The following is a 13,071-nucleotide window of genomic DNA, read 5'->3' as shown; positions in this document are numbered from 1 at the left end:
GTGATGGCCCTAAAGCCAGCCGACGAGTTCGCGGCGGAGCAGGGTTTCGAGCATGGCGAGGCCCGGCGGGCTGTCGCCCAGGCAGGGGAGGTAGGCGAAATGCTTGCCGCCGCGCGGCTGCGAACTGGTCCTTGCCGCGGATCGCCAGCTCCTCGAGCGTTTCGAGGCAGTCGGCGGAGAAGCCGGGAGCGAGGACGGCAACGCTCCGCCCCTCGCGGCCCAGCCGTTCGAGCGTCGCGTCGGTCGCGGGTTCGAGCCATTGGGCGCGGCCGAAGCGCGACTGGAACGCCACCTCGACCGGGCGGCCGAGCGCGTCGGCGAGCAGCGTCGCGGTCTGGCGGCACTGGTCATGATAGGGGTCGCCGAGGGTGCGGGTGCGCTCGGGCATGCCGTGGAAGCTGGCGAGCAGCACGTCGGGCACGAAGTCGAGCGCGGCGAGGCCGGTTTCGACCGAGGATTTCAGCGCCCCGATATAAAGCGGATCGGCGGGAAAGGGGGGAGGAAGCGCAGGCTCGGCTGCCAGCGCAGGCCCGCGAGATGCCGGTTCACCGCGTCGGTGACGGTCGCGGTCGTCGCGGCGCAATATTGCGGATAGAGCGGCGCGATCAGAATGCGGCGGCAGCCGACGGCGAACAGGCCATCGAGCGTCGCGCCGATCGACGGGTTACCGTAGCGCATCGCATGGGCGACGCGGAGATCGGGGCCGAGCGCGGCCTGCATCGCCTCGGTCTGGCGGCGGGTGATCGCGGCGAGCGGCGAACCTTCGTCGGTCCACACCTGCTTGTAGGCGTGGGCGGACTGTTTCGGACGGGTGGTCAGGATGACGCCGCGCAGGATCGGCTGCCACAGGAGCGGCGGGATCTCGACGACACGGCGGTCGGACAGGAACTCGGCGAGATAGCGGCGCACCGACGGCGCGTCGGGCGCGTCGGGGGTGCCGAGGTTGACGATGAGGACGCCGATATCGGTCATCACACGGGCGCCGCGACAAGGGGCAGGCGGCGGATGCGGCGGCCGGTCGCGGCGAACAGCGCATTGGCGATGGCGGGGGCGACGATGGGCACGCCGATTTCGCCGAGGCCGCCGGGATCGCGGTCGCTGTCGAGAAATTCGACGACGATCTCTGGCGATTGCGACAGGCGCGGCAGGCCGAGCTGGCCCAATTTGCGCGCGGTCGCGACGCCGCCCTCATAGTCGGTGGTTGCGCCGACCGCGGCGGCGAGGCCGAAGATCAGCCCGCCCTCGACCTGCTGCCGCGCGATGGCCGGATTGACGAGGCGCCCGGCATCGACGACGGCCACCAATTGTTCGACCTGCAGGCCGCGGTCGCTGGGGCGGGCGGTCGCCATCAGCGCGATATGGCTGCCGCGCATCGAATGGCAGGCGAGGCCCTGCGCCGAGCCCGAGAGCATGCCCTCCCACCCGCCGATGCTGGTCGCGGTGAGCAGGCAACGCGCGAGCAGTGGCGCTCCGCCGAGCATCGCCATGCGATAGGAGAGCGCGTCGAGCCCGGCCTTTGCCGCCAGTTCGTCGACGAAACATTCGGTGAAGAAGGCGGTGTAGCTGTCGGCATTGCCGCGCCAGCGCCCGGTCGGCAGGCCGATGTCGGCGGGGCAGTGATCGACCGCGAGGTGCGGGATCGCATAATCGCCCGCGGCCCCCTCGACCGCGACCGCGTCGGAGGCGCCGAGCGGCGGCGCGCTGCGCGACGTCGGGCGGGGTGTTGCCGAACAGGCGGTCGCGAAACTCGTGCGTCGTCGCGGGAACGGCGATGCGCGCGACCAGCGCGTCGATGCCGCCCGCGGCGTTGAGCGTTGCGACCATCCTTGCGCGGGCGGGCGGGCGCGGAATGTCGCGCATGATTTCCTCGGCGCGCGACCAGCAAAGCTGGACCGGGCGTCCAATCTCGCGCGCGATGATCGCCGCCTGCACCGCGACGCCGTGATCGAGGCAGGCGTCGAACGATCCCCCCGCCATCATCGGAAAGAGGGTGACGGCGCTTTCGGCCAGGCCGGTCGCGGCGGCGATGGCGGCGCGGCACTGCGCGGGGGCCTGCGTCGCGACCCAGACGCGGAGGCGGCCGCGTTCGAGCGAGGCGGTGGCGGTGCGCGTTTCGATCGGGGCGTGGAGCGCGGGGGCGACCACATAGGAAGCGGCGATCTTGCCGCGCCCCTCCATCGCGCCGGCGACGTCGCCGCGCCCGACGATGCGGTGGCCGTCGGCCTTGATCGCCGCCTTCAGCGCCTTGTCGATGCCGAGCGGACGAAATCGGGGTGCCGGCGGTCTCGAACTCGGGCGCGAAGGCGTCGAGCGCGCGGTTCGCGGCCCACCAGTTGCGCGCGACGGTGGCGAGCCAGCGGTCGTGGGTGACGATGTGGAGCAGGCCGGGGGATTTCATGCCCGCCTTGCGGTCGATGCTCTTCAGCCGCGTCGCGCCGAGCGGCCCCTGGCGGATCGCGGCGAAGACCATGTCGGGCAGGCGGATGTCGCCGGCATAATTGGCCGATCCGTCGACCTTGGCGGGCAGGTCGAGGCGGGTGAGTTCCTGGCCATAGAGCGGGTCGGTGCTGCTCGCGCGGTAGACGGGGGTGGCGGGCGGTTCGAGCAGCGCGGCGGCGGCGGCGACCTCGGCGAAGCGGAGCTTCTTCCTGCCGAAGGTCACGAAACCGTTCGCGGTGTCGCACTCTTCCCAGTTGGCGTCCCAGCGCCGCGCCGCCGCCATCATCAGCAGCGCGCGCGCCTGGGCCGCGGCGTCGCGGCACGGCCCCTCGAACATGCGCACGGACGACGAATTGGCGGTGAGCATCACCGCATGGCGCACCGCCCATTCGCGCCGCGCCCAGCCGCGCACGTCGGCGACGAAGTCGGGGACCATCGAGCGCGGGGTGAAGGTGGCGCTGTCCTCGTCCACCAGCAGGGTGTTGGTGTAGAGCGGGCTGATCGGCGCGGTTTCGACGGCGATGGTGCGCCAGTCGGCGCCGAGTTCGTCGGCGATGATCTGCGGCAGCAGAGTGGTGACGCCCTGGCCCATCTCGCATTGCGGGACGACGACGCCGACATGGCCGTCCTCGCCGATCTTCAGGAAGGCGTTGAAGATATGCTCGCCCTCGGCGGCGGTGAGGTTGGGGGCATAGTCGCGCGGCCACACGGTCCAGGCGAGCGCGAGACCCCCCGCGGCGGTGGCGCCGACGAGTAGCGAGCGGCGGCTGACGTGCGGCAGGCGCCGTTTTTTCGTGTCGATGCTGTCGCGAATGCCCGCCATCGGGGATGCTGATAAGCGGCGGGAGTCGGGGGAGGCAAAGGCTTTTGGATCGGGCGTGAATCTCCCCTCCCTTTCAGGGAGGGGTTGGGGGTGGGTGCGAGCGTAGCGAGCCGATCCGGGCATGCGCAAACTTCGACGGTCGGGGCATCGAGCCCCTCCCGTCGATACCCACCCCTTACCCCTCCCTCAAGGGGAGGGGAGGCTCACCACCCCCAGGGCGCGGGCGGGGCTTCGACCGGATCGTTCCACGCAAAGCCGACGCGGAAATGGCGGTTCGCGCGTTTCAGTTCGTAGGCGAAGCCGACTGGCCGTCGCTTCCATCGCCCAGACGTTGGTGTTCGACACGCTGCGGCCGGTGCGCGTGAACATCGCGATCGATTCGGCGTTGACCGGAAACTCCTGCCGCGTCGCGGTGCCGGGTGCGGCGGTGTCGCCGCCGTACATCGTGACCTCGTCCCTCGATCCGTCGGCGTGGCGATGGTCGTGCTTGAGCCGCAAGCCGCCCGCGGTGCGGGTGACGATCCAGGTGCGCGAGCGGTCCCAGCCGCCATCGGGGCCGAGCCCGGCGATGTGGAAGGGGATTTCGATGCGCTCGGGGGTGCAGTGGCGGATATGCATCACCATCGCCTTGCCCTGCATGTCGGCGTCGGCGGCTTCGCTGGTTTCGATCCGCCCGGCATAGGCTTGGCCGCAGCGTGCGGTCAGCGCGGCGAAAAATTCGTCCTGCGGGTCGGCGGATGCGGGGGTGGTTGCGCAGCCGGCGAGAGCCGCGGCGGCGAGGAAAGTGGAAATGGCCTTCACTTCAGCAGCCCCAAGCGCGGGATTTCGATCTTGGGGCAGCGGTTCATCACCACGGCCAGCCCTGCCGCGTCGGCGCGCCTTGCCGCCGCTTCGTCGATCACGCCGAGCTGGAGCCAGACCGCCTTCGCGCCGTGCACGATCGCCTCGTCGACCGCCGATCCGGCGGCGTCGCTGTTGCGGAAGATGTCGACGATCTCGGCGGGCGGCTCGACATTGGCGAGGGTGGCGACGACGGGGGCGCCGTGGATCGTGCCGCCGGCGTGGCCGGGGTTCACCGCGATCACGTCATGACCCTGCGCGACGAGGAAGGCGAGGACATGATTCGAATCGCGCGCCGGATTGGGCGAGGCGCCGATCACCGCGATGCGGCGCGGCTGGCCGAGCAAGGCGCGGATTTCGCTGTCGTCGTTGATCGCCATCACTTGCCCTTTCGCTGGTCGAGCCAGGCCACGACCCTGGCCGCTATCGCGTGGAACGGCTCGCCGAGCTTGTCGGTTCCGGCCGCCGGGGGCACGCCGCCGTCGCTGGCGAGGCGGATGCCGATCGACAGCGGCACGCGGCCGAGGAAGTCGAGACCCATCACCTTTGCCGCGGCCTCGGCGCCGCCGCTGCCGAACGGATCGCTGACCTCGCCGCAATGCGGGCAGGCGTAGCCGGCCATGTTCTCGACGAGGCCGATCAAGGGCACGTCGGCCTGTTCGAAGAAGGTGATCGCGCGCGCCGCGTCCATCAGCGCCAGATCCTGCGGGGTCGAGATGATGATCGCGCCCGCGGGCTTGTGCTTCTGGATCATCGTCAGCTGGACGTCGCCGGTGCCGGGCGGCAGGTCGACGATCAGCGTGTCGATGTCGCCCCAGCTTGCGTCGATGAGCTGTTCGAGCGCCTTGCCCGCCATCGGCCCGCGCCAGGCGATCGCCTGCCCTGGCGCGGCGATCTGGCCGGTCGAGAGCATCGGCACGCCATAGGCGTTGGGGACGGGGGCGAGCTTTGATCCGCGCGCTTCGGGCTTCACGCCCTCGCTGTCCATCAACCGAGGTTGAGAGGGGCCGTAGATGTCGGCGTCGACGAGGCCGACCTTGACCCCCAGCCGGCGCAGCGCGACCGCGAGATTGGCGGCGAGGGTCGATTTGCCGACCCCGCCCTTGCCGCTGCCCACCGCGATGAGGGTGAGCCCCTTGCGCTCGGCGGTCATCGCGACGCGGACGCTGGTGACGCCGGGGCGGGCGAGCAGGCCGGCGCGCAGCTTGTCCTCGAGCGGTTTGCGCGCTTCGGGCTCGAGTCCGGTGACGTCGAGCACGATCGCCAGCGTGCCGTCGCCGTCGAGGAATTTGAGGCCCGAGGTGCGGCCGCCCGTCAGGTCGGTGGCGATGCTGGCGAGGGGAGCGGTGTCGGTCATGTCCGTGGCAGATAGGGGCGGCGTCGATGATTGCCAGCCATTTTCGCGCGCACCCCCTGTTAATCGCGGCGCCCATCCCTATAAAAGCCTCATGAGCAACGAGAACAGCGACGTTACCGGACGCCGCGCCCTGCCGGGTGTGCGGCATTTTTTGAGCGGGATCGCCGCGATGGCGAACAGTCCCTGGGGCCCCAAGGGCGGCGAGGGCAAAGGCGGCGGCAGCGGCGGCGACGGCGGCAAGAAGCCCGGCCCGCGCAATCCGTGGGTCAGCCCCGACCCGGTCGACATCAACCGCGGCCGCAAGCCGCGCGGCCCTTCCGCGCTCGACGAACTGCTGCGCAAGGGCCGTGGCAGCTTCGGCGGCGGGGGCGGTTCGGGCGGGGGCGGGTTCGACCTGTCCGAATCGGCGAGATTCTGGAAATGGGGCGTGCTGGCGCTGGTGGCGGTCTGGCTGGTCGTTTCGGCCTTTCACATCGTACCGCCCGAAAAGGAAGGCGTGGTCGTGCGGCTCGGCAGCTATGCGCGCACCGTCGGGCCGGGCGTGAAATGGACCTGGCTGGCGCCGATCGAGACGATGAAGATGGAGGACGTGCGCGCGATCCGTACCATGCCGATCGGGTCGCCCACCGCCAACGACGAGAATTTCGTGCTGACGCGCGACCAGAGCCTGGTCGATCTGGCCTATGAGGTGCGTTGGTCGGTGCGCGATCCCGAGCTCTTCTTCTTCCAGCTCGCCGATCCGGAAGGCACGATTCGCGAGGTCGCCGAAACCTCGATGCGCGCGACCGTCGCCAATTTCGACCTGGTCCAGGCGATCGGCCCGGGCCGCGTCGAGATCGAGGCGCAGGTGCAGCAGCGGATGCAGACGCTGCTCGACGAATATCGCGCCGGGGTGACGATCCAGGGCATCGCGATCCGTCAGGTCGACCCGCCGAGCCAGGTCGACGAGGCGTTCAAGGCGGTGACGGCGGCGCAGCAGGAGCGCGAATCGGCGATCAACGAGGCGCGCGCCTATGAGGCGCAGGTGCTGGAAGGCGCGCGCGGCCAGACCGCAGCATTCGACAAAATCTACGAGCAGTATAAATTGTCGCCGCAGGTGACGCGCCAGCGGCTCTATTACGAGACGATGGAGCGGGTGCTGTCGAAGGTCGACAAGACGGTCGTCGAGGCGCGCGGAGTGACCCCCTATCTGCCGCTTCCCGAGGTGCAGCGCCGGATGCCCCCGGCCCCCGAAGTCACGACGAAGGGAGGCCAGTGATGTTCGAGAGTCTGACCCGGCGCCCGATGCGCCTGCTGATCGGCATCATCGTGCTGCTCGTCATCCTGTCGCAGTCGCTGTCGATCGTGCGCGAGGACCAGCAGGCGCTGATCCTGCGCTTCGGCGAGATCGAGCGCACCATCAACCGCTACAAGCCGAACGAGGATTTCGGCCGCTCGGGCGCCGGCCTTGCGGTTCGCATTCCCTTTTTCGAGAGCATCCAGTTCATCGACAAGCGCGTGCTGGGCGTGAACATGGAACGGCAGCAGGTACTGTCGACCGACCAGCAACGCCTGCAGGTCGACGCCTTCGCGCGGTTTCGCATCACCAATCCGGTGCGCATGTACACCGCGATCCGCACCGAAAAGCGGCTGGAACAGCAGCTTGCGACGATTCTCGGTTCGTCGCTGCGCAACGAGCTCGGCAAGCGGCCCTTCGCGACCCTGCTGTCGCCCGAGCGCGGCGCGGTGATGGACAATATCCAGGTCGCGCTCAACCGCGAGGCGAACAAATATGGCGCCGAGATCATCGACGTCCGCATCAAGCGCGCCGACCTGCCCGAAGGCGAAACGCTGCAGCTGGCCTTCAACCGCATGCGCACCGCGCGCCAACAGGTCGCGACCGCGATCCGCGCCGAGGGGCAAAAGGAGGCCGAGATCATCCGCGGCAACGCCAATGGCGAGGCGGCGCGCATCTATGCCGAGAGTTTCGGCAAGGATCCCGATTTCTATGACTTCTATCGCGCGATGCAGAGCTATGAGCAGACCTTTGTCCGCTCGACCAACGAGGGCGGGACGTCGATGATCCTGTCGCCCGACAATGAATATCTGCGCCGCTTTCGCGGCGATTGAGCCGCGCCATGAACGGTGCCGTCACGCGCCGTTCATGTTCAATCGCCGTTCAGCCTCGGGGAAGCAGACAACCGCCGCCGGGGTTCGAGAGTTTTTCGAGTACAGAAGGGAATGAAGATCGTGCGTTATGTTTACGGCATCACTTCGGCTTTGCTGGCGGGTGGCACGGCGCTGGCGCTGGTCACCCAGTCTCCCGTCGGCGCGCAGGTCGCGCAGAATGAATCGAGCGAGATCGCCAAGGTCGTCCCCCGCGCGGGCGCCCCGGAAAGCTTCGCCGACCTCGTCGAGCAGCTCCAGCCCGCGGTCGTCAATATCGCGACCAAGCAGGAGGTCACGCTCGGCGTCCGGCTCAATCCGTTCGCGGGCACGCGCGAGCCGATCACGCAGGAGCAGCAGGGCGGTGGTTCGGGCTTCCTGATCTCGGCCGACGGCTATATCGTCACCAACAATCACGTCATCTCGGGCGGTCCGCGCGGCGAGGCGGTGAACGAGGTCACGGTCACGCTGACCAACCGCAAGGAATATAAGGCGAAGATCGTCGGGCGCGACCAGGCGTCGGACCTCGCGCTGCTCAAGATCGACGCGACCGGCCTGCCCTTCGTGAAATTCGCGGAAGGCAGCGATGCGCGCGTCGGCGACTGGGTGGTCGCGATCGGCAACCCGCTCGGGCTCGGCTCGACGGTGACCGCGGGCATCATCTCGGCGGTGCAGCGCAGCCTGGGACAACCGGGCGCCTATGACCGCTATATCCAGACCGATACCGCGATCAACCGCGGCAATTCGGGCGGGCCCCTGTTCGACCTGCAGGGCAATGTCGTCGGCATCAACAATATGCTGATCTCGCCCGTCGGGGCGAACATCGGCGTCAACTTCGCGATTCCCGCCGACGCCGCGATCCCGGTGATCGAGGCGTTGAAGGCCGGCCAGGCGATCGAGCGCGGTTACCTGGGCATCGGCATCACGCCCGTAGACGAGGATATGGCGGCGGCGCTGGGCCTGCCCAAGGACCGCGGCGAGCGCATCGGGCGCATCGAACCGGGCGAGGCGGGCGAAAAGGCCGGGCTGAAGCGCGGCGACGTGGTGACCAAGGTCAACGGCAAGGACGTCACGCCGCAGCAGACTTTGTCCTACATCGTCGCCCGCGTCAAACCGGGGACGCGCATCCCGCTGGAGGTGATCCGCGACGGCAAGACGATGACGATCAACGCCGTGGTCGGCAAGCGCCCGCCCGAGGACCAGCTGGTAGGCGCGACCTTCGATCCCGAGGATGAACAGGCGCTGCCCGACGATCCGGCGGGCGCCGCCGACACCGCGGTGCAGAACGAACTCGGCCTGTCGGTGCAGCCGCTGACCCCCGACATCGCGCGCGCGGTCGGCGTCGATGCCGGCACCAAGGGCCTGGTGATCGCCGCTGTGTCGGGCAACAGCGACGCCGGGCGCAAGGGGCTTCGCCGCGGCGACGTGATCCTGAGCGCGGGCAACGCCCGCACCCCGGTGACGACGAGCGAGGCGCTGGCCAAGGTGGTCGCCGACACCAAGGCGTCGGGCCGCGACGCCGTGCTGGTCGAAATCCTGCGCCGTGGCGGGCCGTCGGCCGATGTGGCGCTGCGGTTGAAGCGGTAATTGGGCTAGCTCCCCTTCAGGGGAGGAGCTTTGGAAAAGGCGGGCGCTGCGACCGGATGGTCCGGTGCCCGTTTTTCTTTGGCGATGATGTCTTTTGCAAACTCAAGCGGCCTGTCGGGATCGGGGAGGAGAGCGGGCTTTGCGTGCAAACGCTGATCTCCCCTCCCGCAGGCGGGAGGGGCAGCGAGACTTACGAGCTTGCTCGTTAGTCGCAGCGGGGTGGGCTATTGAGACGTCGCTGCCCACCCCAACCCCCTCCCGCGTGCGGGAGGGGAGATCAGCGTCCGCTTCCGCCCGATACCGGCCATTCCCGTCCTGAATTTGCAAGAAACATCATCGCCTTTTCTTTGCACCGCGCGCCATATGTTCCTACTATGTTCTTTCCACGAGTCGGGAGAGGAACGATGATCGGATATGTGACGCTGGGGACCAACGACCTCGCGAAGGCCGCGCCCTTTTACGATGCGATCGCGGCCGAGCTGGACACGCCGCGGATGATGGAAACCGAGAGTTTCATCGCCTGGGGCAAGCCCGGCGGCGCGGCGGGCATCGGCCTGACCAAACCGTTCGACGGCCATGCTGCGACGGTCGGCAATGGCGTGATGGTCGCGCTCGAGGCGAAGGACAAGGAGCAGGTCCATCGGCTGTACGATCTCGCGATCGCCCATGGCGGGACGTGCGAGGGGCCTCCGGGACCGCGCGGCGAAGGCTTTTACGCGGGCTATTTCCGCGACCTCGACGGGAACAAGCTCAACGCCTTTGCGATGGAGTGAGTTGCCGGTTGCAGGGTGGCGCGGATCATCCCGATCCTCCCCGCTCGGAACGAACGGAAATGGGGGACGGCCTGGAAGCCAATCCGAACTCGCCGGAAACGGCTGCCGTTCAGGGGCGCGCGTCGGCGCCGCCCGCTTCGACGGCGCGGCGAGCCTGGAGCTCGGCATGGGCGTCGGCGATGATGCGCCAGGCGCGGTCGCAGCGGCGCTGGTCGGCGCGCAGCCTGCTGGCGCAGACCGCTTCGAGGCGCGCGAGGACCCGTTTGCGCTGTTCGGTGCGGTCGGGCACCAGATAGCCTGCGGCGGCATAATAGTTGGCGGTGAAATTGGCGCCGATGTCGGCGGCCGAATTGATCGTCTGCGCCGATGCCGGGGCGGCGAACGGCAGCAGGGCGAGGGCGATCAGGCTGGCTTTGCGATGCGGCATCATCGACTTCCTTCGAGGGCGGAAGTCGATGATATCATGGATGTTCCGGGATACCAAACAGCCGGCGGACGGCACCCTGGTATTGGTCCCGCCGCTACCGCCTAGAAGCTGAGTTCGTCGTAGATTTTGGCGAGGTCGTGGTTCCACGGGCCTTCGTAGCGGTCGAGCAGGTCGTGCGCTGGCGACTTGCCGCTCTTGGCGATGCGGCGCAGCGGTTCGAGGAAGCCGACCTCGTTGTCGCCCATCGAATTGACCTCGCCGCGCGCCGCGAGACCCGCCGCCGCGATGTCGAGCACCCGGTGCGCGAGCTCGCCGACGGTGCCGCCGCCCGGCGCCGGAGCATCGAGACCCTCGCCCGGCACCGCGTCGCGCAATGTCTGCTGCTCCTCGATGCTCCAGCCCTTGACGAGATCCCACGCCGCGTCGAGCGCGCCCTGGTCGTAGAGCAGGCCGACCCAGAGGGCGGGCAGCGCGCAGATGCGGTTCCACGGGCCGCCATCGGCGCCGCGCATTTCGAGAAAGCTCTTGAGGCGCACTTCGGGGAAGGCAGTCGACAGATGGTCGGTCCAGTCGGAAAGGCGCGGCAGCTCGCCGGGGAGCGCGGGCAGCTCGCCCTTCAGGAAATCGCGGAAGCTCTGCCCCGCGGCGTCGATATATTTCCCGTCGCGGAAGACGAAATACATCGGCACGTCGAGCATGTAATCGACATAGCGCTCGTAGCCGAAGCCATCCTCGAACACGAAGGGCAGCATGCCCGTGCGCGCGGGGTCGGTGTCGGTCCAGATATGGCTGCGGTACGACATATAGCCGTTGGGCTTGCCGTCGGTGAAGGGCGAGGCGGCGAAGAGCGCGGTCGCCAGCGGCTGCAGCGCGAGCGAAACGCGGAACTTCTGCACCATGTCGGCCTCGCTCGCATAGTCGAGGTTGGTCTGGATGGTGCAGGTGCGCAGCATCATGTCGAGCCCCATGGTGCCGACGCGCGGCATATGGGCGAGCATGATCTTGTAGCGCCCCTTGGGCATGCGCGGCAGCTCGTCGCGGGTCTTGTCGGGCCACATGCCGAGCCCCAGGAAACCGAGACCGAGTTCGGCGCCGACCTCCTTCACCTGTTTGAGGTGACGGCCGGTTTCGGCGCAGGTCTGGTGGAGATTTTCGAGCGGCGCGCCCGACAGCTCGAACTGCCCCGCGGGTTCGAGGCTGATCGCGCCGTCGCTGCCCGACAGCGCGATGACGTTGCCGCCTTCGTAGACCGGTTCCCAGCCATAGCGGGTAAGCGCCATGAGCAGGTCGCGGATGCCGCCGGGCTCGTCGTAGGAGGGCGCGCGGTGGTCGGCGGTGCGGAAGACGAATTTCTCGTGCTCGGTGCCGATGCGCCAGCGTTCCCGGGGCTTTTCGCCCTTGATCATCGGGGCGGCGAGCTGGTCCTTGTGCTCGATGACGGGGTTCTTGGGGTCCGTGCCTGTGCTCATGGCGCGCCAGATAAAAGAGGGGCGCGGGCAAGGCTAGCGAAATCGGCGCGGCGCGGGCGGGCTCAGTTCACCGTCGCGTCGAAGCGGATCGCCATCGCGGCGCCGTTGGCGAGCGAGGCGGTCACCGCGTTGAGCATCGTCCCCGACCAGCTCGCGCCGACCGGGTCGCTTTCGTCGGCGCCGAGCGGCATTGTCGTCCTCGACCGTCGCCGCGTCGGCGCAGCTCGTGCCCGAGCGGATGCTGCCGGGTACGAAGGTCAGGTTCGCGGGCAGGCTGTCGTTGACGCTGACCGCGCTCGCGGCGGCGGGGCTGGCGTTGCCGACCAGCAGGCAGTAACGGATGACCGCGCCGGGGATCGCCTTGGGATTGGACGTGCCGTTGACGGGATCGCTGACGACGCTGCTCGTCTTCGCGATCGTCAGATTGGCGCCCGCGACGTTGAACAGTGCGTCGGCGACGTTCCAGAAATTGGCCTCGGTCGCGGGGTTCGGCTGCCCGACGCGATGGATCAGGCCGTTGTTCGCTGCGCCGAGGCCGCTCGTCGAGCGGTCGCGCCCGAAGACGCGCACCGTCCAGCCGCTGCTCGTCGCGGTGCCGGGCGGGATGACATAGGTTGGGTCGGCCCCGACCGAGCCGTCGTTGGTCCAGATGCCGTCGCCGGCTGGTCGTGTCGCCGTGCGTGCCGTCGTCGAACAGCCGGATCGCCGAGGCGACGAGCGTGCCGGCATTGTCATAGACATTGGCGGTCACCGGCGCCGTGGCGGCGGTCGGGCGCGCGTCGAAGCGGGCGCGGATGGAGAGATTGGTCCCCGGCGGCAGGCTCGATGCCGCTGCGGGCGCGACGACCTGCGCACCGAAGCCCTGCGGCGTGCCGAGCGTGCCGGTCACCACCGACCATTCGATATCGTCGATCAGGAACCAGCTGCGATATTGCGTCGTGTGGCGGGTGCGGAAGCGGATCGTCACCGTCTGCCCGGCGAAGGCGGCGAGCGAGGCGTTGTAGGTCCACCAGGGTTCGGCGCCCTGTGCGACGGTCATTCCCGCCGTATGCGCGCCGCCCGTCCGCATGTCCCAGCCGTTATACTGGCCGTAACCCGGCGTACTCGCCGACGCGGCACTGGTACCCATATTGGGGGCAAAGGGGCGCGTCGCATAATTGCCCGCGGCCGGGCCGACGACCTCGGTCGTCGTCGATCCCACGATCTCGATC

At 68.8% G+C, this 13,071-nt stretch carries 11 protein-coding genes and 4 pseudogenes; 4 read left to right on the top strand and 11 right to left on the bottom strand.

Translation table 11 applies throughout. The features are described from left to right. Nucleotides 1–9 precede the first annotated feature (9 nt). From hemH to N0A20_RS14735, 7 genes and pseudogenes are all read right to left on the bottom strand, one after another. Nucleotides 10–972 (bottom strand): annotated as a pseudogene (hemH, locus tag N0A20_RS14755) (ferrochelatase). Next, the gene (locus tag N0A20_RS20245) at nucleotides 972–1,412 is read right to left on the bottom strand and encodes a molybdopterin cofactor-binding domain-containing protein (protein WP_312846553.1); all 441 of its coding nucleotides are present in this window, start codon (nucleotides 1,410–1,412) and stop codon (nucleotides 972–974) included. Before N0A20_RS20245 ends, hemH begins: the two are co-directional and overlap by 1 nt. 418 nt (nucleotides 1,413–1,830) lie before the next feature. Next, a pseudogene (locus tag N0A20_RS20240) lies at nucleotides 1,831–2,178 on the bottom strand (molybdopterin cofactor-binding domain-containing protein); the annotation flags it as partial. 829 nt (nucleotides 2,179–3,007) lie between these two features. Then, nucleotides 3,008–3,262: pseudogene (locus N0A20_RS20235) on the bottom strand (twin-arginine translocation signal domain-containing protein); the annotation flags it as partial. A 186-nt stretch (nucleotides 3,263–3,448) separates the two neighbouring features. Next, on the bottom strand, nucleotides 3,449–4,063 hold the full coding sequence (locus N0A20_RS14745) for a hypothetical protein (RefSeq protein WP_260581096.1): 615 nt from the start codon (nucleotides 4,061–4,063) through the stop codon (nucleotides 3,449–3,451). Next, a complete protein-coding gene (locus N0A20_RS14740; RefSeq protein ID WP_260581095.1) occupies nucleotides 4,060–4,482 on the bottom strand; it encodes a CoA-binding protein in 423 nt (140 codons plus the stop codon). The genes N0A20_RS14745 and N0A20_RS14740 overlap by 4 nt, the downstream gene beginning before the upstream one ends. Further along, nucleotides 4,482–5,459, bottom strand: coding sequence for an Mrp/NBP35 family ATP-binding protein (locus N0A20_RS14735; protein WP_312846552.1), 978 nt, complete (start codon nucleotides 5,457–5,459; stop codon nucleotides 4,482–4,484). Before N0A20_RS14735 ends, N0A20_RS14740 begins: the two co-directional genes overlap by 1 nt. Nucleotides 5,460–5,550: 91 nt before the next feature. Between N0A20_RS14735 and hflK the strand changes: the two genes are divergently transcribed. The 4 genes from hflK (at nucleotide 5,551) to N0A20_RS14715 (ending at nucleotide 9,964) form a co-directional block, all read left to right on the top strand. Further along, nucleotides 5,551–6,717 carry a protease modulator HflK gene (hflK, locus tag N0A20_RS14730; protein ID WP_260581094.1) on the top strand — a complete coding sequence of 389 codons (1,167 nt, stop codon included), beginning with the start codon at nucleotides 5,551–5,553 and terminating at the stop codon, nucleotides 6,715–6,717. Then, entirely contained in the window at nucleotides 6,717–7,568 is an 852-nt protein-coding gene (gene hflC / locus N0A20_RS14725) for a protease modulator HflC (protein ID WP_260581093.1), read from the top strand. The genes hflK and hflC overlap by 1 nt, the downstream gene beginning before the upstream one ends. 111 nt (nucleotides 7,569–7,679) lie before the next feature. Beyond that, entirely contained in the window at nucleotides 7,680–9,191 is a 1,512-nt protein-coding gene (locus tag N0A20_RS14720) for a trypsin-like peptidase domain-containing protein (protein WP_260581090.1), read from the top strand. Nucleotides 9,192–9,595: 404 nt separating this feature from the next. Continuing rightward, nucleotides 9,596–9,964 carry a VOC family protein gene (locus tag N0A20_RS14715; protein WP_260581088.1) on the top strand — a complete coding sequence of 123 codons (369 nt, stop codon included), beginning with the start codon at nucleotides 9,596–9,598 and terminating at the stop codon, nucleotides 9,962–9,964. Nucleotides 9,965–10,073: 109 nt separating this feature from the next. Here N0A20_RS14715 and N0A20_RS14710 read toward each other — a convergent pair whose 3' ends face one another. The 4 genes and pseudogenes from N0A20_RS14710 to N0A20_RS14695 form a co-directional block, all read right to left on the bottom strand. Then, nucleotides 10,074–10,391, bottom strand: coding sequence for a hypothetical protein (locus N0A20_RS14710; RefSeq protein WP_260581087.1), 318 nt, complete (start codon nucleotides 10,389–10,391; stop codon nucleotides 10,074–10,076). A gap of 101 nt (nucleotides 10,392–10,492) precedes the next feature. After that, the gene (locus tag N0A20_RS14705) at nucleotides 10,493–11,860 is read right to left on the bottom strand and encodes a glutamate--cysteine ligase (RefSeq protein ID WP_260581086.1); all 1,368 of its coding nucleotides are present in this window, start codon (nucleotides 11,858–11,860) and stop codon (nucleotides 10,493–10,495) included. Nucleotides 11,861–11,922: 62 nt separating this feature from the next. After that, nucleotides 11,923–12,051 (bottom strand): hypothetical protein, encoded by a 129-nt coding sequence (locus N0A20_RS14700; protein WP_260581085.1) that lies wholly within the window; start codon nucleotides 12,049–12,051, stop codon nucleotides 11,923–11,925. 88 nt (nucleotides 12,052–12,139) lie between these two features. Further along, a pseudogene (locus tag N0A20_RS14695) lies at nucleotides 12,140–12,589 on the bottom strand (hypothetical protein); the annotation flags it as partial. Nucleotides 12,590–13,071 lie beyond the last annotated feature (482 nt).

The organism is Sphingopyxis sp. PET50 (genome assembly GCF_025244705.1).
Classification (GTDB): domain Bacteria; phylum Pseudomonadota; class Alphaproteobacteria; order Sphingomonadales; family Sphingomonadaceae; genus Sphingopyxis.
This window is presented reverse-complemented; position numbering and strand designations above follow the sequence as displayed.

Excerpts from the sequence above, each read along its gene's own strand:
- N0A20_RS20245 (WP_312846553.1), bottom strand. The coding sequence starts at position 1,412 with ATGCTCTCGGGCTCGGCGCAGGGCCTCGCCTGCCATTCGATGCGCGGC.
- N0A20_RS14740 (WP_260581095.1), bottom strand. The coding sequence starts at position 4,482 with ATGGCGATCAACGACGACAGCGAAATCCGCGCCTTGCTCGGCCAGCCG.
- N0A20_RS14735 (WP_312846552.1), bottom strand. The coding sequence starts at position 5,459 with ATGACCGACACCGCTCCCCTCGCCAGCATCGCCACCGACCTGACGGGC.
- hflK (WP_260581094.1), top strand. The coding sequence starts at position 5,551 with ATGAGCAACGAGAACAGCGACGTTACCGGACGCCGCGCCCTGCCGGGT.
- hflC (WP_260581093.1), top strand. The coding sequence starts at position 6,717 with ATGTTCGAGAGTCTGACCCGGCGCCCGATGCGCCTGCTGATCGGCATC.
- N0A20_RS14720 (WP_260581090.1), top strand. The coding sequence starts at position 7,680 with ATGAAGATCGTGCGTTATGTTTACGGCATCACTTCGGCTTTGCTGGCG.
- N0A20_RS14715 (WP_260581088.1), top strand. The coding sequence starts at position 9,596 with ATGATCGGATATGTGACGCTGGGGACCAACGACCTCGCGAAGGCCGCG.
- N0A20_RS14710 (WP_260581087.1), bottom strand. The coding sequence starts at position 10,391 with ATGCCGCATCGCAAAGCCAGCCTGATCGCCCTCGCCCTGCTGCCGTTC.
- N0A20_RS14705 (WP_260581086.1), bottom strand. The coding sequence starts at position 11,860 with ATGAGCACAGGCACGGACCCCAAGAACCCCGTCATCGAGCACAAGGAC.
- N0A20_RS14700 (WP_260581085.1), bottom strand. The coding sequence starts at position 12,051 with ATGCCGCTCGGCGCCGACGAAAGCGACCCGGTCGGCGCGAGCTGGTCG.